Origin of the sequence: Streptomyces collinus Tu 365 (assembly GCF_000444875.1) — a bacterium.
GTDB classification, from domain to species: domain Bacteria; phylum Actinomycetota; class Actinomycetes; order Streptomycetales; family Streptomycetaceae; genus Streptomyces; species Streptomyces collinus_A.
In genome coordinates, this window is record NC_021985.1 from 7,704,718 (window position 1) to 7,724,196 (window position 19,479).

Annotated in this window: 20 protein-coding genes and 1 pseudogene; 9 read left to right on the forward strand and 12 right to left on the reverse strand. The window is 70.7% G+C overall.

Annotation, left to right across the window (positions count from 1 at the left end):
- Positions 1-108 precede the first annotated feature (108 nt).
- Positions 109-513 (reverse strand): gas vesicle protein GvpJ, encoded by a 405-nt coding sequence (gene gvpJ, locus B446_RS33325; protein WP_020937732.1) that lies wholly within the window; start codon positions 511-513, stop codon positions 109-111.
- A 251-nt stretch (positions 514-764) separates the two neighbouring features.
- Positions 765-1,142, reverse strand: a complete 378-nt coding sequence (locus B446_RS33330; protein WP_078614615.1) for an STAS domain-containing protein — start codon at positions 1,140-1,142, stop codon at positions 765-767.
- A gap of 159 nt (positions 1,143-1,301) precedes the next feature.
- Between B446_RS33330 and B446_RS33335 the strand changes: the two genes are divergently transcribed.
- The 4 genes from B446_RS33335 (at position 1,302) to B446_RS33350 (ending at position 4,738) form a co-directional block, all read left to right on the forward strand.
- Positions 1,302-1,781, forward strand: coding sequence for an ATP-binding protein (locus B446_RS33335; RefSeq protein WP_020937730.1), 480 nt, complete (start codon positions 1,302-1,304; stop codon positions 1,779-1,781).
- Between the two features lie 141 nt (positions 1,782-1,922).
- A complete protein-coding gene (locus tag B446_RS33340; protein ID WP_020937729.1) occupies positions 1,923-3,152 on the forward strand; it encodes a hypothetical protein in 1,230 nt (409 codons plus the stop codon).
- A 358-nt stretch (positions 3,153-3,510) separates the two neighbouring features.
- Entirely contained in the window at positions 3,511-3,918 is a 408-nt protein-coding gene (locus B446_RS33345; protein WP_020937728.1) for an STAS domain-containing protein, read from the forward strand.
- 334 nt (positions 3,919-4,252) lie between these two features.
- Complete coding sequence (locus B446_RS33350) at positions 4,253-4,738, forward strand: DUF427 domain-containing protein (RefSeq protein ID WP_020937727.1); 486 nt, start codon at positions 4,253-4,255, stop codon at positions 4,736-4,738.
- 107 nt (positions 4,739-4,845) lie between these two features.
- Here the strand turns inward: B446_RS33350 and B446_RS33355 are convergent, their stop codons facing one another.
- The 3 genes from B446_RS33355 to B446_RS33365 all read right to left on the reverse strand — a co-directional run bounded on the left by B446_RS33355 (position 4,846) and on the right by B446_RS33365 (position 7,465).
- Positions 4,846-5,319 (reverse strand): HIT family protein, encoded by a 474-nt coding sequence (locus B446_RS33355; protein ID WP_020937726.1) that lies wholly within the window; start codon positions 5,317-5,319, stop codon positions 4,846-4,848.
- Between the two features lie 152 nt (positions 5,320-5,471).
- The gene (locus B446_RS33360) at positions 5,472-6,260 is read right to left on the reverse strand and encodes a maleylpyruvate isomerase family mycothiol-dependent enzyme (RefSeq protein WP_020937725.1); all 789 of its coding nucleotides are present in this window, start codon (positions 6,258-6,260) and stop codon (positions 5,472-5,474) included.
- Positions 6,257-7,465 carry an MFS transporter gene (locus B446_RS33365; protein ID WP_043474551.1) on the reverse strand — a complete coding sequence of 403 codons (1,209 nt, stop codon included), beginning with the start codon at positions 7,463-7,465 and terminating at the stop codon, positions 6,257-6,259. The genes B446_RS33360 and B446_RS33365 overlap by 4 nt, the downstream gene beginning before the upstream one ends.
- Positions 7,466-7,512: 47 nt before the next feature.
- Between B446_RS33365 and B446_RS33370 the strand changes: the two genes are divergently transcribed.
- Together B446_RS33370 and B446_RS33375 are read left to right on the forward strand one after the other, a co-directional pair.
- The gene (locus B446_RS33370) at positions 7,513-8,955 is read left to right on the forward strand and encodes a PLP-dependent aminotransferase family protein (protein ID WP_043474548.1); all 1,443 of its coding nucleotides are present in this window, start codon (positions 7,513-7,515) and stop codon (positions 8,953-8,955) included.
- Positions 8,956-9,027: 72 nt separating this feature from the next.
- The gene (locus tag B446_RS33375; protein ID WP_020937722.1) at positions 9,028-9,789 is read left to right on the forward strand and encodes a maleylpyruvate isomerase family mycothiol-dependent enzyme; all 762 of its coding nucleotides are present in this window, start codon (positions 9,028-9,030) and stop codon (positions 9,787-9,789) included.
- 186 nt (positions 9,790-9,975) lie between these two features.
- Here B446_RS33375 and B446_RS33380 read toward each other — a convergent pair whose 3' ends face one another.
- The 3 genes from B446_RS33380 to B446_RS33385 all read right to left on the reverse strand — a co-directional run bounded on the left by B446_RS33380 (position 9,976) and on the right by B446_RS33385 (position 12,169).
- The gene (locus tag B446_RS33380) at positions 9,976-10,821 is read right to left on the reverse strand and encodes a DUF1206 domain-containing protein (RefSeq protein WP_193384422.1); all 846 of its coding nucleotides are present in this window, start codon (positions 10,819-10,821) and stop codon (positions 9,976-9,978) included.
- Between the two features lie 252 nt (positions 10,822-11,073).
- Complete coding sequence (locus B446_RS39050) at positions 11,074-11,286, reverse strand: hypothetical protein (protein WP_020937720.1); 213 nt, start codon at positions 11,284-11,286, stop codon at positions 11,074-11,076.
- Between the two features lie 13 nt (positions 11,287-11,299).
- On the reverse strand, positions 11,300-12,169 hold the full coding sequence (locus B446_RS33385) for a DUF6461 domain-containing protein (RefSeq protein WP_020937719.1): 870 nt from the start codon (positions 12,167-12,169) through the stop codon (positions 11,300-11,302).
- Positions 12,170-12,274: 105 nt separating this feature from the next.
- Between B446_RS33385 and B446_RS33390 the strand changes: the two genes are divergently transcribed.
- Entirely contained in the window at positions 12,275-12,844 is a 570-nt protein-coding gene (locus B446_RS33390) for a GNAT family N-acetyltransferase (protein WP_237751115.1), read from the forward strand.
- 337 nt (positions 12,845-13,181) lie between these two features.
- Here the strand turns inward: B446_RS33390 and B446_RS33395 are convergent, their stop codons facing one another.
- The 4 genes from B446_RS33395 to B446_RS33410 form a co-directional block, all read right to left on the reverse strand.
- Positions 13,182-13,928 (reverse strand): MBL fold metallo-hydrolase, encoded by a 747-nt coding sequence (locus B446_RS33395; protein WP_020937717.1) that lies wholly within the window; start codon positions 13,926-13,928, stop codon positions 13,182-13,184.
- A 105-nt stretch (positions 13,929-14,033) separates the two neighbouring features.
- Positions 14,034-15,008, reverse strand: a complete 975-nt coding sequence (locus B446_RS33400) for a GlxA family transcriptional regulator (protein WP_020937716.1) — start codon at positions 15,006-15,008, stop codon at positions 14,034-14,036.
- A 119-nt stretch (positions 15,009-15,127) separates the two neighbouring features.
- Complete coding sequence (locus B446_RS41010) at positions 15,128-15,880, reverse strand: ASCH domain-containing protein (protein WP_020937715.1); 753 nt, start codon at positions 15,878-15,880, stop codon at positions 15,128-15,130.
- A gap of 467 nt (positions 15,881-16,347) precedes the next feature.
- Positions 16,348-17,538 carry a cysteine desulfurase family protein gene (locus tag B446_RS33410; protein WP_020937714.1) on the reverse strand — a complete coding sequence of 397 codons (1,191 nt, stop codon included), beginning with the start codon at positions 17,536-17,538 and terminating at the stop codon, positions 16,348-16,350.
- Positions 17,539-17,754: 216 nt separating this feature from the next.
- Between B446_RS33410 and B446_RS40550 the strand changes: the two are divergent.
- A pseudogene (locus B446_RS40550) lies at positions 17,755-18,108 on the forward strand (DUF5959 family protein); the annotation flags it as partial.
- Between the two features lie 129 nt (positions 18,109-18,237).
- Positions 18,238-19,359 (forward strand): lipid II:glycine glycyltransferase FemX, encoded by a 1,122-nt coding sequence (locus B446_RS33420; RefSeq protein WP_020937712.1) that lies wholly within the window; start codon positions 18,238-18,240, stop codon positions 19,357-19,359.
- Positions 19,360-19,479: the final 120 nt, after the last annotated feature.

Consider the following 19,479-nt stretch of genomic DNA (forward strand, 5'->3'; position numbering starts at 1 on the left):
CTGGGCGATCGTAGAGTGCCGGGTTCGTGCGGGGCGCGCGTAAATGGCCCTTGATCGAAGGGGGCAGGGGAGAGCCGGAAGGTCTCGTGGCCGTCCGGTGTGCCCTGCTCAATCCTCTTCGCGCGCGACCCTCCGGCCCTCAGGCTCCCGCTCCTCACCGCGCGACTGGTCGAGGGCGCTGGAGACGGTGTCCGCGGCGCCGGAAGAGGGCTGGGAGGCGCGGGGCAGGGCTGCCGTGGACCTGTCCTGGGCACTGGAGTCGGGGGATTCGGTGAGTTCCGCCGGTTCGCGGGGGCCGGCTTCGAGGTCGAGGCGGTTGCAGTGTTCGGCGAACCGGAGGTAGGTGTCGACGCCGGCGATCACGACCCGCGTGTCGATCTTGAGGATTTCGATGCCGACCAGGGAGACGCGTGCGAAGGCGTCGATGACCAGTCCGCGGTCGACGACGAGTTCCAGCACGTCGTACAGGCCGCTGGAACCGCTCCCGCCGCCCTGCTGTGTCGCTATGGACATCGCGACCAACCCCTTGCTTGTCCGCTCCTGCGCACCGCCATGGCCGTCGAGCCCGGCCGGCACCAGCGCGCAGCCGTGCAGTCCCTCGCCCCCGGCGAGGCTTCCCCGGGGCGGGTAGCCCCCACGACCTGCCGCGAAACGCCCCTGAGGCGGGTCGGAGGGTCGGCGGGTCGGCGGGCTTCCGGGCCTTTGCCGGTGCTTTGCCTGCCCTGCAGGGGCATGTGCCTGTGCCTGGGCCTGGGCGTGTCTCGTCAGTCGTCGAGTGCTTGGGGGAGGGTGGCGTGACAGTCGATGACGGTGTCGATGCCGACGATGGTCAGGGTGCGTTGGACGGTGTGGGTGGGGCGGGCGAGGCGGAGCCGGCCACCGGTGTCGGTGAGGGCGCGGTGGGCGGCGATGAGGATGTTGATGCCGCTGGAGTCCATGAAGGTGACCTGGTGGAGGTCGACCACGACGCGGGAGCCGGGTGTGGTGATGGCGTCCAGGGCGTGGCGGAGGGTCTCGCCGGTGTGGTGGTCGATTTCCCCGGTGGGGGTCAGGACGTGGGTGCCGTCGATGGTGTGGGCCGCGACGGTGAGCCGGTCCGGCGGTGTGCTGGTGTGGGGGTCCGCCACTTCTTCCTCGGTCATGTGGGTGATACTGGCACGGCGTGTTCGTCGCCTGGAATCGTTGCCCCGCATATGCCAGGTGATGCGTGGATGAGATGAAGGCGACAGCGGGGTGTCAGGCGTCACCCTGCTTGGTGCGGGTATACGCGTCGGGTGATTGGGGTAGCGAAGGCGGCCGCGATGGAGTCAGTGCCCGTGGGGGAGGACGGCACCACGCCGGGTGAGCGGGTGATCCAGGCGACGGTGGCGTTGGACGGGGACGGGTCGGTGATCGCCCAGGCGCGTCATCGGGCGGCTGATTTCCTGGCGCGGGTGCAGTCGGTGCACGGGTTGCCGGTCTCGCAGCGGGCGATGGATCTGACCCAGTTGGTGGTCAGTGAGCTGGTCACCAATGCGCGTAAGTATGCTCCGGGGCCGGTTCTGCTGGATCTGAGGATCGTCGGGGACGCGGTGGAGGTCGTGGTGTGGGACTCCGATCCGGTGCTGCCGGTGGCCCGGGCCGCGGACGCCGGCCGGGTGGGGCAGCACGGTCTGGAGATCGTGATGGCGGTCGCGCAGGGTTTCGAGGCGCAGCGCGAGCCGGTGGGCAAGCGCATCACGGCCCGTATCGCCCTGGCCGACGATCCCGGCGGCGCCGTCACCGGACTCACCCCCCAGTAGCCACGAGGGTCACGGTCGCATCGAAGTGACCTTTTCCACACCTCAGGCAACCGTGTAGTCAGGTTGTATTCAGGCCGTCCGAGCCAACCTCGTCGCATGACAACGACAAGCGAAGCTCGGACAAGCCGCAGCGGGCGGCTGATGCTGAACAAGGTTCCCGAGGTCACCATCTGGTTCTGGGTGATCAAGATCCTGTGCACGACCGTCGGCGAGAGCTTCGCCGACTGGATCAACATGAAGCTCGGCGTCGGCCTCATGAACACCGCCTGGATCTTCACCGCGGTGTTCGTGGTGGTCCTGGGCGTCCAGCTGCGGCTCAAGCGGTACGTCCCCTTCCCGTACTGGCTGACCGTGGTCGTCGTCAGTGTCACGGGCACGCTGTACACCGACATCCTCACCGACCAGCTCAACGTACCGCTGTGGATCAGCTCCGCCGTGTTCTCGGTCCTGCTCGCCGTCGTCTTCGGCGTGTGGTGGCTGCGCGAGCGCACCCTCTCGATCCACTCCGTCACGACGCTGCCGCGTGAGTCGTTCTACTGGCTCGCCGTACTCGTCACCTTCGCGCTCGGCACCGCGACCGGCGACTGGACCCTCGAGCTCACCGGCTGGAGCCCCGGAGTCTCCGTCCTGCTGCCGCTCGGCCTCATCGCGGCGATCACGCTGCTGTGGAAGTTCGGTGCCAACCCGGTGCTCTCCTTCTGGCTCGCCTACATCCTGACCCGCCCGCTGGGTGCCAACATCGGCGACTGGCTCGCCTCCCCGAAGGTCGCTCAGCCGGGCGAGCCGACCGGTCTCGCGCTGGGTACCTTCACCACCAGCCTGATCTTCCTCGGCCTGATCCTGGCGACTGTCATCTACCTGACGGTGACGCGCTCCGACGTGACCGAGACGTACGACGCTGCGCACACTCCGCAAATCACCGCGAACCCGCGCAGGGAGCACATCGCGCTTGCGGGCTTCGGCCTCCTCGCCGTCTTCACCGGAAGTCTGTTGGTCTGGGCGCACAGCCAGCCGCACGTCGGCCCGGCGCCGGAGGAGGACGCCACCTCCACCGTCCACCTCGCCCCCGGCCAGGCCGTGAAGAAGTTCCCGTCCACGAAGGTCGACGCACTGAAGGCACTCGCGTCGACCTCGCTCAAGGACGCCCAGTCGGGGAACGCGAAGGGCGCCCACGCCGCTGCCCAGTCGCTGCGGGACCTCTGGGATGCCGACCAGCCTTCGCTGCAGCCGCTGGACAACACCGGCTGGACGTTCATCGACGCGCAGATGGACCAGGTCCTGAAGACCTTCGGCATTGACCACTCGAACCCGCCGATGTCACCGGCCCAGCAGGAGACCGCACTCAAAACTCTCCTCACGGACATGCGCTGACGAACCTGAGGTCAGCCGCCCTCTCGACCTGTGACCGACCTTGTGCTCCGCGCCGGTACGCAAAGCCCACCGGGTCAATTCGCCGTGCGGTCGCCGCTGTCCGGCGGCTGCCAGACGAGGACCGGAGTCAGCGCATCGAGCGTGGTGGCGCATCACCGCGTCCTCGTCGGCGGCCGCCAGCAAGCAAGTCTTCTCGCCCTGATCCACACCTGCACGGCGCGGTGAGGATCCGCTTTCGCGAAGGGCCTGGGGCCGGCGGCCCTCGGTTGCCCGCCGGCAATCCGCAACCCACGTGGATGAACATCACCGGACGGGGTAACTGGGCTGCTGTCCTGTAAAGCCCGTCCGAGGAGAACTTGTGAGCGAACCAGCAGGTCTGGGTGTCGAGGTGGCCGTGATCGGCTCCGACGCCGCGATCATCACCGTCTGCGGAGAGCTCGACGCCGACACCGGCCTCGTCCTTCAGCACCAGTTGGCAGGCCAGGTGGTGCATGGACGACGTCATCTGGTGCTGGACCTGGCGGGTGTGCCGTTCATGGACTCGTCCGGGCTGCGTGTCATCATCCGGACCATCAATGAGATGCGTAACGTCGACGGATCCGTGTCCCTGGCCGCGCCCACCGAGGTGGTGCGACGTGTGCTCGATCTGACCGGGGTCGGTATGAGCTGCCGGATATTCGACACCGTGGACGCTGCGTGTGAATCCCTCCTGGGCCGGGAGGACGAGGCGCCGGATCGGTCCGTGCGCGACACGGCGGCTCGATAGGGCATCCACGGCACGACCGCCCCGGCGCACCGGCTGCACGACCGCCCCGGCGCACCGGCTGCACGGGCTCGCCGTACGGGCTGTACCCGCTCGGCGTACCGGTCGGCGCGCAACCGGCGTACCGGACCAGTGGCGGCCGCCGATCGGCGGAAAGCGGGTCAGCCTCGGCGGCCCGGAAGCATGGCCGGTGCCTGGGACCGATGTGCGACGAAGCCGCCGTAGGCCTCGTCGCGCTCGGCCCAGCGGTGGCGGAGGGCCCCCTCAGACGCATCCGTGCCGGGAACCCGCGGCGAAGGGCGAGTGTACGCATTGTGCTCTGTGAAGAGAGGCCTCCATGCCGTCACACGAGACCATGCCGACGGAGTCGGTGTGGGACTACCCGCGTCCGCCTGCTCTGCGCCGCGACCCGCGGCGGATCGTCGTCGAGTGCGCAGGCGAGGTTCTCGCCGACACGACCGGCGCCTGGAAGATCATGGAGACCAGCCACCCGCCGGTGTTCTACGTGCCCCCTGCGGACATCCGAAGTGACCTCCTGCGGCCCGCCTCCCACCGCACCTGGTGCGAGTGGAAGGGCGTGGCCGACTACTGGGACGTCCTGGTGGGACCCGACATCCGTGCCCTCGCCGCGTGGAGCTACCCCGACCCGCGGCCGCCCTACGAGGAACTCGCGGACCACTTCGCCTTCTACGCCGGGAGAGTCGACCGCTGCACCGTCGACGGCTACCCGGTGCAGCCACAGGAAGGCGACTTCTACGGAGGCTGGATCACTCCCGAGGTCCGGGGCCCCTTCAAGGGAGGAGCCCGAACCCACGGCTGGTGACCGGACCAGCACCGCCGCCGGGGGAGGAGGCGGCGGGTCGGCCCCAGCAGTGAAGCGCGCCGAGCCCGCCTCAACAGGCCGATGGGCGGTAGTCGGCCCCCGTACCGTCAGGCAGCCAGCCGGTCCAGTTCGCCACCGATCGCATCACGCAGCCCGTCGTGCTGCGGGCCGAGCCTGAACCGCTCGTCACTCCACCGGTCACCCGGATACAGCCACACCGGCTTGTGCACCACCTCGGCCGGCTCCCATTCGAACCGCGGCCAGATGTGGGCGTGCAGGAACGGATCCGTGTTGCCGAGGATCTCCAGGTTGACCCGGCGGAATCCGGGGTCCAGCCGTCGGCAGGCCCGCTCGACCGCTTCTCCGAGACGGTCCATGTCGGCCAGGAACGACAACCGCCTGGCCCTGGGCAGGTCGGACAGCCGCTGAACATCCGGCTCGTCCGCGAGGAGAAGCGAGTAGCCGGGCAGGAACTGGACGTCGCCGATCACTGCGAAGCCGGCATCGAGTCGCCGCAACACGGTCGGATTCTCGCCCCGCAGAGCAGCCCCGATCCGGTCCTTCCGCCAGTCACTGATCATGGCCTGAGGCTATGCGCACATGGCGCCCGGTGATGAACGGTGATGAGTGGTTCAAGGGCGGCAAATCGGCCGAGGCGTTCCACACGGCCCGCGCGACATCGCCGGAGAGATCGGGAGCCGAACTGCTGCGCACCGAGTGATCGCACGCCGACTCACACCTCGTCGCCCGCGTGCCCCCACCCGGGCAGCGGCGGCTGGGGCCACGCGGGCGGGTGTGGCAGGAGACGCGCCGGACGGTCGGCCGTCAGCGCGCCGGCCGGAGTCCGCCCGGTGAGCCAGCCGAGCACCTGGTGCCCGGCTCCGGCGACCGAGGCTCCCTGCGCCGCCAGGGACCAGCGCCGGCCGAGGTCCACGGCCTCCACCGAGGCGAGCCGGAAACCCTGGGTGCGCAGGGTGGCGAGGGTGTCGTCCAGTGCCCACGTGACGTAGGCGGCGGGCCACTGCTCGGTGCCGTGGCCGGTGTCCAGATCGAGGTGATGGGTCTCCAACTCGCGCAGGCACCGCAGCAGGACGTACCGGGCGGGGTGTCGCCAGCCGGCCAGCGCCGGCACCAGGCGCTCCCAGGCGGGGGCGGGCATCGCGCGGGCTCGCGCGGTGAAACGGTCCAGGTTCTGCCGCAAACGGGCCGCGATGGCGTCGGCGGACAGCAGCGCGTCCCGCTCGACCGCGGACGCCAGCGCCGCTGCGCCCGTGCGCGGTCCCGGTGCACGGCCGGTGTGCGCGAGCCCGAGCAGCCACACGTACGCGTCGACGCTGTGGGCGACATGCGCCAGGACGTGGCCGCGCGTCCACCCCGGCAGCGCCGACGGGGCCCGCAACGCGGTGTCGGAGAGGCGCGCCGCGGTCCGTACGAGGCGGGCGCCGGACGCGACGACGTGTCCGACGGCCTCATCCTCCGTCGTGCCGAAGACGGGGTGCCCTTCCCCTGCCGGGCCGGTCACGGCGCCGACCGCCGGTCACGCGTCGCCGGCCCCAGTGCGGTCAGCATCAGCAGCGCCGTCAGCGCGAACCCCCAGGCGTAACCCGTGTGCGCCGTGAGCAGGCTGAAGCCTGCGGCGCCAATCCCCATGCCGCCGTCGTAGGCGAGGTTCCACAGTGCGGAGACGGTGCCGTACGACGAGCGGGAGACACGACCGTACATCACGGTGAGGGTGGCGTTCTGGACGACACCGAAGCCGGCGCCGAAGAGGGCCGTGCCCGTCAGTACGGCGACCGGGCCGGCCGTGGCCGCCAGCACCGACAGCCCTGCCGCCGACGCGAGCAGACCGGGGGCGACGAGCCGCGTGGCGCCCCGGCGGTCGCCGTACCGGCCCGCCGCGTAGCGGGCCGCGGTGGAGGCGGAGCTCTGCACCAGCAGGGCCGCCGTTGCGATGCCCGCCGACCCGTGCGCGACGGCCAACGGCAGGAACGTCACCAGGATCCCGGCGGCGAGGGCCGTGGCGAAGAACACCGAGGTGGGACGCCGCAGCCCGGCGGTGCGTACGGCGGCCACCATGCCGAGCGCTCGCGTATCCGCCCCCACGGCCGGTGCCCCGGAGCCGTCCGGCGGCTGTAGCTCTCGAAGTGCCGCCACGGTCGGGATCGCCGCGAGGGCCGCCAGGCCTGCGGTCACGGTGAGCGGGGCGTAACCGAGGTGTTCGCACATCCAAACCCCGAGGGGCAGGGTGACGAGCGCCGGCACACCGCCCACCACGCCGACCAGGGCCAGCCCTTCGCCCCGGCGCTCGGCGGGGATCAGCGCAGCGGTCAGGGCGCCGCCCGCGACCATCGTGAGGCCGAACCCCAGACCGCGTACGAGACACATCGAAGCGGTCCAGGCCGCACCGTCGTCGAGGGGCAGTGCGAGGGCGGGGGCGCCTAGCAGGAACAACCCGGCCGCCAGGGGACCCCGGTGGCCGTACCGCCCGAGGATCCGGGGGCCGGCCAGCTCACCCAGCACCGTGGACAGCATCAGGGCGCCCGTCGCCAGGCCCGCCGCGCCACGGCCGGCGTGCGTGGGCACCGCCGACAGCAGCAGGAAGAAGCTCACGGTCACGGCCACCACGCTCACGAGCCGCAGCAGCAGGGCACGGCTGAGCAAGGGTGGTGGCAAGGGCGCGGGAACCGTCGTGGCGGGGTCGGCGGCCGAGTTCGCAGCAGAGGTCATGCCGTCGACGTTAGGGAGTGACCGGATCACCGGTAAGCTCCAATTCCATGACTGTGCAGTGGGCCGGTTTGTCTCCCGAGCTGCTGCTGGCCGTCGACCGGAGCAGTGGGGAGCAGCTGCGTGCCCAGGTGGAACGCCAGTTGCGGGACGCGATCCGTGGCGGCCGCCTCGCCGCCGGCGAACGTCTTCCCTCCTCACGTGAGCTGGCGCGTTCACTGGGCCTGTCCCGCGGTCTGGTCCAGGACTGCTACGCCCAACTGCAGGCCGAGGGCTACCTGGTCACCAGGGTCGGTTCGGCCACCCGTGTCGCCGCCTGTGCCCCTGCCGCCCCCGCCGAGCCACCGGCCGAGCGCACGGACCAACTCCCGCCCCTAGTGGCCGACTTCCGGCACGGCGTGCCCGACCTCGCCTCGTTCCCGCGTGCCGACTGGCTGTGGGCGGTCAGGGAGGCGGCCCGCCGGATGCCGACCGCAGACCTCGGCTACGGAGATCCGCGCGGCAGCCTGGACCTGCGCACGGTCGTCGCCGCGTACGTGCGCCGGATCCGCGCGGCCGCCGCCGAACCCGACCACACCCTCATCTGCTCCGGCTACGCCCAGGGACTGGCCCTCACCCTCCAGGTGCTGGCCCGCGCCGGCGTCGGTGCCGTCGCACACGAGGACCCGGGCAGTCCCGCTTCGACGAGCGCGGCCATCCGTGCGGCGGGCCTCACACCGGTCCCCGTCCCGGTCGACGCGCGCGGAGTCGACGTTGCGGCCCTGGAGGCGAGCGGCGCTCGCGCGGCGATCGTCACCCCGGCCCACCAGTGGCCCACCGGTGTCCTCCTCGCCCCGGAACGCCGGCACGCCCTGCTCGCGTGGGCGCGGCGCCACGACGCGTATGTCGTCGAGGACGACTACGACGCCGAGTTCCGCTACGACCGCGAGCCGGTCGGCGCCCTCCAGGGCCTCGCGGCGGACCGGGTCGTCTCGATCGGCACCGTCAGCAAGTCCCTGGCCCCCGCCCTGCGCATCGGCTGGCTGCTGAGCCCCCGCGCGCTCACCGCGCCGCTCACCGAGGCGAAGCGGAGCGCCGACCGCGGCACACCCACCCTCGACCAACTCGCCCTGGCCCGACTGATCGAATCGGGCCGCTACGACCGCCATCTGCGCCGTATGCGCACCCTGTACGGGGCCCGCTGCCGTACGCTGCGCGCCGCCCTGGCCGAGCACGCCCCTGAGGTGCGCCTGACCGGCCTCGCTGCGGGGTTCCACGCCGTGGCCCATCTTCCCCACGAAGTCGATGAGTCGACGGTGATCGCAGCGGCGCGTGCCCGCCGGGTCGGCCTATACGGGATGAGTGCGTGCCGTGCCTCGGGCGGTGCCGGGCCGCCCCAACTCGTCCTGGGCTTCGGTGACGTGCCCGAGCGGGCGATCGCGGCGGGGATCGCGGCGGTCGGCGACCTGCTCACCCACGGCCGGCGGGTGCCGGACCCGGACGTCAGCCGCTGACGGAGCGCTGTCTCGCCGAGGGCCTGGAAAACTCGGATGCGGTCGGTTGAGCAGGGGTGATAGGTAAGCGATGTGACAGACAGTCTTGAGTACTCCGCCCTGCTGCAGCTGCTCGATGAGCGGTCGGCCGCGTTCCGGAGTGCGGTTGCCGCCGCGCCCGGCCTCGACGCGCCGGTGCCGTCCTGCCCCGAGTGGACGTTGTTCGATCTGGTGCAGCACCTGGGTACGGGCCAGCGCTGGTGGGCCGCCGTCGTCGCCGCGGGGCCGGCCGAGGCTCCGCCGGCCAAGGACGCCACGGAGGCGCCACGCGAGCTCGAGGCGCTGCTGGCCTGGTACACCGAGTCGAACGAGCTGCTGCTGAGCGCGCTGCGCGAGGCCGGCCCGGAGCGCGCGTGCTGGACGTGGTGGAGCGCCGGCGTGTCCCCGGCGAACTCCTGGGGCGTCGCCCGGCGCCGGGTGCACGAGGTGCTGGTGCACACCTACGACGCCCAGCTCGCCGCGGGCGCCGTGCAGCCGATGCCGGCGGACGTCGCGATCGACGGTGTGGCCGAGTTCCTCGACACCTGCAACTCCACCCCGGCGGCCTGGCCGCACGAACCGGCCACCATCCACTACCACGCCACCGAGGGCCGCTCCTGGCTCCTCACGCTGGACGGCACCGGCGCCTGGCCCGCACCCCTCACGGACGACGCCGCACCCCCCTCCGCTTCGGCGACGGGCACGGCCGAGCAGCTGCTCCTCTTCGTCTGGGGCCGCCTCACGATGAGCGACCTGAAGACCGAGGGCGACCAGCAGGTGTTCGAGCGGCTGATCGCCTGGGAGCCCGAGGAGTAGCCAGGGCCTCCGCGGCACTGCCGACTCGGCCAGGCAGGGAACATGGCTGCGGAGCCCGGACGCAGTCGCGGCTGGCCCGCCTGCCACTCGTCGAGGACGTCACGGTGGGCGCCCGGCCGGTCACCTGCTGACCCGGACCGTCCGCTGCTGAGCCATGTCCCCGCTCCGCGCACCAGCTGCCAAGGGTCAGAGCTTGCGCCAGCGGGCCTCGCACCAGGAGAAGACGCCGAACGCCGCAAGACCGAGCGCGATCACCGCGAGCAGCCACGGGCCGGCCGGCAGATCCCGGAACGCGCGCAGCGTGTCGTCCATGCCCTTCGCCTTGCCGGGCTGGTGCCGGACCGCCGCCACCACGGCGAACACACCCGCGACGGCGAACACGATCCCGCGGGCCGTGCCACCCGCGACACCGAAGAAGTCGGTCACCTTCCGGGCCTTCGCGGACATGACCGCCGTGTTCAGGTGCTTGCGGAACTTCTTCATCACGGCCCGGGCCGCTATGTACAGCCCGGCGGCCACCACCGCCACGCCGGCGATCCCGACGATCCACTGGCCGCCCGGCCACCCCAGCACCGTGGCGGTCAGGTCGTCGGTGCGGCGGTCGGAGGAGCCGCTCCCGCTGCCCTTGTCGCCGGCCGCGTACGAGAGCACCGACCACGACACGACGGCGTAGAAGACGAACCGGCCCGCCGCCATGACACGCTTCGAGGGCTTGCCCCCGTCCGTGCCCGCGCCGCCGAACACGGCCTGCGACAGCCGCCACAGCGCCATACCGGCGAGCGCGATGCCGACGATCCACAGCAGCGCCGACCCGAACGGGCGCTGGGCCAGCTCGCTCAGCGCCCCACCGCGGTCGGCCTGCTTGCCGCCGCTGTCACCACCGAAGGCGATCTGCAGGGAGATGACCCCCACCAGCAGATAGATCAGCCCGCGGGCGGCGAAACCCGCACGCCCCGCCGCAGCCATCGCCGGGCTGTCCGCAGCCCGGCGCGCCCCACCCCGTCCACCCACTGCCCATGCCTGTGCATTCATACTTCAGCCGATGCCCCCGGACCCCGGTCCGACACCTGGTCCCGAGGCGCCCGGCGCCCGGCCGCAGCGGGCCGCGTCGTCGCCCCGCGTCCGGACTCGCTCCTTCCGGCCGCAGCGGAATGCGGTCGCGGGCGTCGCACCCCCGCTGCCGCCTGGCTCGTGGCCGGCACCGAAGAAGGACAGGTGTCGTCCGCCTCGCGCCACGTGCGGCACCCTGGCCGAGCGGACACCTCCGTGCCTCAACAGCGTGGGTCACAGAGTGCTCTTCCGTTTCGTCCGGCGGCGGCGCCGATACAGCCCATGCAGTACGAGAGCGACCATTGCGCCTGCCGTCAGCGGCCACCACCACGAAGCCCCGTTCCGGGCCAGATGGAGGCCCTTCCACAGCAGAGCGACCGAGATCAGCAGACTGAGCCATCCCATGGCGCCGTCGAGCGGACCGCCGTCCTTGAACGGATTCTGCATGTTCCGGATTTCTCTATTCCGGTGCATGCCACCCACGCTCCTGTTCGCTACTCACCCGTCCGTGTTCCGAACGATCCTTGGTGAGGGACTCGTTGTAGGTGATCACGACGGGCGCGTCCGCCTCCGCCCGTGCGCGGTCGGAAGCCGCTGCGATCTCCTCGTAGGTCCATTCCTTGTACAGACGCTCTCCGTGGGCGTCGGTGATGTCGATGACCAGGCCGGTCCACTCCTCGGCGGGCTGTTCAGGGACGAGTCCCAGTTCATATGTGGCGTCCCGGAGCAGGGATTCGGTGACGCGTACGCCGGTGAGTCTCTCGGTCAGAGCAAGAACCGCCGCCTTCCCGTCGACCACCGGGGCGCTCTCGTCGTGCTCTCCCTCGGGAGTCAGCGGGAAGCCGACTTCCCGCAACAAGGGAACCAGTTCATCGGGGCTGCCGCCGTCGCGCGCCGAGGGGCCCTCGAAGGCCGTGCGGAGTTCACCGTCCTCGAACCAGTGAAAGAGGTGGATGGGCTTGCCGCCGTTGCTCGAGTGCGCCACGACCCGGCCGCCCTCCGACAGCGTCTCCACGCGCGGTATCCCAAGGCCACCGTCAAAGCCGAGGACGACTGTCCAGTCGCCGTGCTCGCCCGGGGCCCTGAAGGCGCCCGCGATGTAGGACTCGTCCCAGTAGTCGTAGTCCACCTCTGCACGGTGGGCGTCATCGGCCTCGATCAGCCCGGCCGTGCCCTCCTCAGTGCCGCGCGGTTCCGCCCCCATCGCACGCAGCACCTCCTGCGGGCTCCGCCCCCGTATCAGTGTCAAGGTGTATCCGCTCTCCATCATGTGGCGGAAGAGCGGCGAGGTGCGGATCCAGGCGTAGTCGTGTGCGGTCACCAAGTCCATACAGCGCAGTGTGCCTGATGCCTCTGACAACGCCCGACAAGCCGGTTCTCACGGCTGGGGCTGGACCTCGGCTGCACCTCCGGAAATGCTCGGCTCAGGGATGATGTGATCGATTACAGTGGCGCGATGTTCGAAGGAAAACAGGTAAGGCTGCGTGCGTTGCACTCCGAGGATGCGAAGCATCATCTTCGGTGGCGGAACGACGCGGAGGTGGTGCGCTGGGCCACGGCCGGCGACCCGACTTTCGGCCCGGTCACAGCGGAGGCTATCGGTCTCGGCTTCGAGACGATGCTCCTCCTGAACCCGAGGGAATCTGCCGTGTTCACGGTCGAGGACCTGGCGAGCGGCAGCGTGATCGGCATGGCGGATTACCGGGACCTGGACCCGTACGCCGGCGTGGCCACGCTGGGAGTGACCATCGGCGAGCGGGAGTTCTGGGGCCGCGGCCACGGCAGTGACGCGCTGCGGCTGCTCGTGGACCATCTGTTCGGCGCGTTTTGCCTCAGTCGGTTGGAGCTGGACACCTGGAGCGGCAACGAGCGTGCCGTGCGCGCCTTCACCAGGCTCGGCTTCCGGGAGGAGGGGCGCCGCCGGTCGGCCGTACTGCTGGACGGGAAGCGCTACGACAGAGTGCTCTTCGGGATGCTCCGCGAGGAGTGGGCGAACGCCGCGTGACGGCGTAGTGATCGCCGGGACTGCCTGCGGACGTGTGAGAAGGGCGCCCGAGATCATGCGACGCGGTGGTGAGGGGTGCGAACCGCACAGCAAAGCGACCGCAGTTCGACCACGTCCGCACGGGTCCGCGGTACGGAACCCGACCCTGGTCCGCCGCCACTGGGAGAACCTGCCCGGTCGAGGCTGACCCGGTCACTTCGTACGGCGGCGGGGAGGCCGTTGCACGGATCATCAGTCCGACCAAGACGCCTGCACCGACGGACCCGTTGCCGGCTGGCGCCGGAAGCCCCTGCCGGGGTGCACCCGGGTGCCGGGTGCCGGGCCGCGAACTGGCGACTTATCCATCGCGCGTGACAAGGCGTCCGGCCGCGCCGAGCCGTGCCAGGCGGTCGTGTTCCTTCTCGGCCCACCGCCTCACCCGGCCGGGATCCAGGGCGGTGCCGTGGCCGACGTGCAGGCGAGTGGGGTTCAGGGCGAGCATCTCGCGCAGGCTGGCGAGGTTCTGCCGGGAGTCGTCGTGGAAGGGCGGATTGGCCGGCCTGCCGGGGATGAGACCCATGAAGGAGCCGGCGATCAGGTCGCCGGCGACGAGGTCGCCGTCGTCGGTGAGGACGGAGACAGATCCGGCGGTGTGGCCGGGGGTGGGCATGATGCGCGCAGCGAGCCCGAAGTCCTCGAGGTTCGTCTCGCCGCGGACGAGCACCGCGGGCTCGAACGGCTCGGCCCGGACGTGAAGTTTCCGGTTGCGGGCCATGAGACGGCCCATCGGGCCGGTGGGCAGATACGGTTCGCGGACCCGGCCCGAGCGGTACGGTCCGAGGTCGGCGACGTGGCCGGCGAGGGGTGCGCCGGTCAGCCGGTGCAGTTCGGCGGCGGAGCCGAAGTGGTCGATGTGGCCGTGGGTGATGACGATCAGTGAGACGTCGGCGGGATCGACGCCGAGGGCGGTGATCCGGTCGTGGATCCTGTGGCCGCTGCCGGGGGTTCCGGCGTCGACGATGACGGGCCGACGGCCGAGCAGCAGGTAGGCGTTGATGTTGTGCCGGCCCATGACCGGGATGGGGACGACCTTCGTGCGGGCCACGGTTCTCCTTGGAAGTGTGCTGGTCGATGTCGCGTGCGGGCATGGCGAAGCTCGGCCGGTGAGCGAGCGTGCCCGGTGGTCGGCAGGTGGTGCGGGTGGTAGGGGTCAGAACCGGCGGCGGTACTCGGCCGGGGTGGTGCCCAGCCGCCGACGGAAGACGCGGTGCAGCGTTTCCACGGAGCCCAGGCCGCTGGCGGCGGCGACCTCGGGCAGACTGCGGTCGCTGTCCTCCAGCAGGCGCCGGGCGGCCTCCAGCCGGGCGGCTTCCACGTAGGCGGCCGGTGTCGTGGAGGTGCGCTGATGGAACAGACGGGTGAAGTGGCGCGTGCTCAGGTGCGTACGGGCCGCCAGGACTTCGAGGGACAGGTCCTCGGCGAGGTGTTCGGTGATCCACCTGCGCAGCTCGTCGATCCGGTCGTCCGAGGAGCCCTGGACGGACAGCGGCACACTGAACTGGCTCTGTCCACCTGAGCGTTTGACGTACATCACCATCATCCGGGCGGTCGCGAGAGCAAGGTCCTGGCCGTGGTCCTCGGCGACCATGGCCAGCGCCATGTCCATCCCCGAGGTGACGCCGGCGCAGGTCCACACCCGCGCGTCCCGAATGAAGATCGGATCTGGATCCACCCGCACTCCTGGGTGTTCGGCGGCCAGCCGGTCCGCGGTGAGCCAGTGCGTCGTGGCCGGCCGGCCCTCCAGCAGCCCCGCGGCGGCCAGCAGGTGCGCACCCGCACAGATCGACCCGATCCGCCGGGCCCGGGGTGCCGCACGCTGCAGCCAGGTGGTGACCTGGTGGTCGATCACCGGCTCGACGCCGCCGTCGACGAGCTCGATCGCCCCCGGCACCAGCAGGGTGTCGATCGGGCCGGCCACATCGTCGAAGTCCAGGTCCGCCATCAGCCGCACGCCGCTGGAGGTGGTCACGGGGGCGCCGTCCGCCGTAGCGATCCGCACGAGGTAGCCGGTCCGGTCAGCTCCTCCGACCCGGGAGGCGACGGAAAACACCTCGGCCGGTCCGGTGGCGTCCAGCAGCTCGATGCCGGGAAAGGCGACGATCACAACGCGGTGCGGTTGGGGCATGCCCTGATCATTCCGCCCGATCCGGCATGGCTGCAATGACCAGGATCTGTCACATCAGGCCATCGGGAAGAGTGCACAAGTGAGCCGGCCCGGGACAGGTTCGCTGGTGCCTCCGCGATTCAAGCGGCGCCTGTCTTGTCGTTGATCTGAAAGGTGACTACGTCGACCTCGTCGGTTTCCGTGAGATCCGGGTAGTGGCTCTTGAGGCCTTCCCGGAGTTCGGCTGCGGTCGTCAGCCCCTCGGCTCGGGCGTCCTGGTCGGTGAGGTCGCTGACCAGGCAGTGCCTGATGCCGGTCACCTCTGCCGGCAGGACGACTTCGGGGTCGCTCTCGAACACCAGCCGTGCCGGCCCGAGCCGGGCCGGGTCCCGGAAGCGGGTGGTCTTGGTCTTGGCGCCGGAGCGGACGTTATCGAGGTAACGGGGGTTGAACCGGATGATCGGGGGACCGGCCGTCTCCGGGTCTTCATAGAGCGACGGGTCGAGACCGTTCATGCCTTCCGGGGTCCATCGCTGAGTCAGCGGCATCAGGTCGGCGGCGAGAACGGATCTGGGCCCGGCGGGCGTGGGCACGATGACGCGCATGGTGGGGTAGTAGTCCACGAAGACCTGCCGATCGCGTCCGCACGGGCCGACGACCCCGCGCCCGTGGTTTCCCACGGCAACGATGCAGCGCATCTGGCGGGCGCCCTGGGCTCGTGCGGCTCCCAGAGCCACGAGTTCGGCACAGGGTCCGCCGGTGAAGTGGTAGAGGTTCACGCCGGCGAACATCCGGTAGTCGGCGGCCATGACCGCGGCGCCCATCGTGTGGATCCCGTCTTCGTCGGGCCCGGCGTCGGTTTGCGCGTCAATGGTGCGGCGTGCCAGCTCCACGAGCTCACGCTCGTCATCATCGAGAGCTCGTGCAGATGGCGGTACGTACACGTTGTCAGCCTTCCCTTCCGTCAGCAGTCGCGAAGATCATTCCACGACCGCGCAGGTCGGCTCCACGGGATTTGGGTTTGCCTCGACTGGGTCCTGATGGTGGTTCCGTGGCAGGGATGGGGCGCCCTGGCCGAGGCCGGTCGTGGTCGGGGACGGCGATCCGGGGCCGCGGCTCTGCCGTGGCTTTGGTGGCCCATGGGAGGTGCAGGGCCGGTCGAAGTCGAGCCGCGAGGACCTCGTCGACGCCCGCGCCCGCGATGGCCGCCGCTCGGAAGAAGATCACCCCCTGACCATCCTCACCCCTCTGCCGAAGTGCCGATGCGCGCCGGGCTCCGGCTGCGTAGGCGTTGGCGGTCGGCCACGAAAGGCGCGGGCGGGGATCGGGCGCGGATCGACGATGGCCCAGCCGAGCCGGGTCAGTGCGAGGCAGCCGCCTCGATGAGCGCGTTCGCCGCCGTCTCGATGCCTGCGGGCGTGGACCAGCGTCCCAGAGTCAGCCTCAACGCCTCCAGTGCGCGGGCCGGTTCGAGCCCCATGGCGGTCAGCACCGGCGACGGGGTGTGGGTGCCGCTGTGGCAGGCGGAACCCGTCGAGGCCGCGATGCCCTGCGCGGCGTCGAGGAGTTCGTGTCCGAGTACGCCGTCGATGCGAACGTTCAGGGTGTTCGGCAGGCGGGCCTTCTCGGGGCCGTTGAGGTGGACGCGGCCGGACAGGGCCGTGCTCAGCCGCCGATGGAGGTCGTCGCGCAGGGTCGCGATCCGGTCCGGTGTGCCGTGGTCGAGCTCGTGGGCCGCGATACGGGCGGCGGTGCCGAGGGCGACCGCCAGGGCGACGTTTTCCGTGCCGGCCCGCAACCCCTGCTCCTGCGGGCCGCCGTGGACCACCGGCTCCAGCCGCACGCCCTCGCGCACATAGAGCGCGGCGACGCCCTTCGGCGCGTACATCTTGTGACCCACGACGGTGAGCAGGTCCACGCCCAGCTCGTCGACGTCGAGAGGGATCTTCCCCACCGCCTGGGCCGCGTCGCAGTGGAAGAGAGCGCCGCGTTTGCGCGCGAGGGCGGCGAGCTCGGTGACCGGCTGGAGGGCGCCCGTCTCGTTGTTGGCGGCCATGACCGACACCAGTACCGTCGCCTCGGTGAGCGCCGAGTCCAGCGCGTCCGGGTCGACCTGCCCGTCGCCGTCGACCGGCAGCACGGTGACGCGTGCTCCGTGCAGGCGCTCCAGGGACCGGCAGCTCTCCAGCACGGCCGGGTGTTCGGTGGCCTGCGTGATCACATGCGGCCGTGAGCGCCCGGAGGCCAGCACCGCGCCGCGCAGTGCGAGCAGGTCGGCCTCCGAACCGGAGCCGGTGAAAACCATCTCGCCGGTGCGGGCCCCGATGAGGGCGGCGACCTGGGCCCGGGCCGCACCCAGCGCGCGCCGCGGCTCGGCGCCGTAGGGGTGGCTGCTGGAGGGGTTGCCGAAGAAGCGGGTCAGGTACGGCATCATCGCTTCGACGACCCGTGGGTCGACGGGCGTGGTGGCGTTGTAGTCCAGGTAGACGGGTCCGTCCGGCGGCCCGGGGAACGGCGGCAGCACGTCGGCGGTGTCGCCCCGGCCGGTCATGCCGGCTCCGCCGGGTGGGCGGGCATCTCGGCCGGGCGCCGGTCGGGTGTGCCGTCGTCGGGGTGGACCGTACGCGTGCTGGTGCCCTCCACCGTCATCCTCCGTAGATCCATAGAGCAGCGTAGGTGAGAGTGGCGCGCTGCGGCCACGGCTCGCCGACACCATGACGGATCCTGGGGACGTGCTCGGGGATTTCCGGACGGTCAGGACGCCTGCGGTGTACTGACCGGAGAGTTTCTGGTCGACACGCCGTTCGTGCGCGGAAGCCTCAAGACCTGGGTGCTGCCGGACGACCTGCGGCACTGGCAGGAGGCCCTGGACGCGCTCGACGCCGGCCAGGACATCGCGTGGCGCCAGGACACCCGCGGCCCTGAGGTATTCATCGAGCGTGACCCGGAGGAGGGACGGGCTCATGTGACGATCAGGGACGCCTCATCGTCTTTGACGACGGTGACAGTGAGCGTCCCGCTGAAAGATGCCTGGTTTGACGAGGCATACAGCCGCTTGGACCTGGCCTGGCCCCGGTCGCGTGCTGATGGACCCGCAAGATCGTTGACTCGACCGCGATGACCCACTCCAGCGCGGCGGCATCCCACTCGACTGCGCCGCTTCGGTCCTCGCCGAGCACCCGTCCTGCACGGAACACTTGGGCGTTCCCTACCTCGGTAGATTTGGGCGTCGGACAAAGGAGCACTGCGCATGAGCTATCGCTTGAAGGCGATCACCCGCGAGGAGCATCTGGCCTTCGTCACGGCCCGGCCCTCGGTGAGCCACATGCAGGTTCCCTCGTGGGGGGACGTGAAGCCGGACTGGCAGGCGCAGTGTCTGGGCTGGTTCGACGACAGCGACCGCCTCGTCGGGGCAGGTCTGGTGCTGCTGCGACCGTTGCCGAAGCTGAAGAGGTACCTCGCCTATCTGCCGGAGGGCCCGGTCATCGACTGGGCAGCGGCAGACCTGGAGCGGTGGCTCGAGCCGATGCTCGCGTATCTGAAGGGGCAGGGCGCCTTCTCGGTGAAGATGGGACCACCCGTCGTCGCACGCCGCTGGAGCGCCGAAGCGGTCAAGGCCGCGATCGCCGACCCGCAGGCCAGGAAACTACGGGATGTGGAGGCCACCGTCCAGGAGCCGCTGGCCTTCGACATCGCCGACCGGCTGCGCCGGATGGGCTGGCAGCAGACCGAGCCCGGCAGCGAGGACGGCTTTGCCGCGGGCCAGCCCCGCTACGTGTTCCAGGTACCCTTCGCCGGCCGGTCCTTGGAAGAGATCCAGCGCGACTTCAACCAGCAGTGGCGCCGCAACATCAAGAAGGCGGAGAAGGCCGGCGTCAAGGTCGTCCAGGGCGGCTACGAGGACCTTCCCACGTTCTACGGCCTCTACGTCGAGACCGCTGAACGGGACCGGTTCATCCCGCGACCACTGGCCTACTTCCAGCGGATGTGGACCACGCTGCAGGCCGAGGACGCCGACCGGATGCGCCTCTACCTCGCCTGTCACGAGGGCGAGGTGCTCGCCGCCGCCACGATGCTCACCGTCGGCGAGCACGTCTGGTACTCCTACGGCGCCTCCACCAGCCGCAAACGCGAGGTCCAGCCGAACAACGCCATCCAGTGGCGCATGATGTGTGACGCCCACGAACTCGGGGCGGCTGTCTACGACTTCCGCGGCATCACCGACACCCTGGAAGAGGACAACCACCTTCTGGGACTGCTCCGGTTCAAGGCCGGCACCGGCGGCCAGGCCGTCGAGTACCTCGGCGAGTGGGACTATCCCCTGAACAAGGTCCTGCACAAAGCTCTCGACCTCTACATGTCCCGCCGCTGAGGCGACGGCCTGCCCCGGCGCTCCGGTGTGGTCTGAGGACATGTCAGCCGGATCACGACGCTCGAGCGCCATCCGGTCGGACGGACCGGCTCTGCTTTGCCGTTGGTGCAGGGTTCGCGT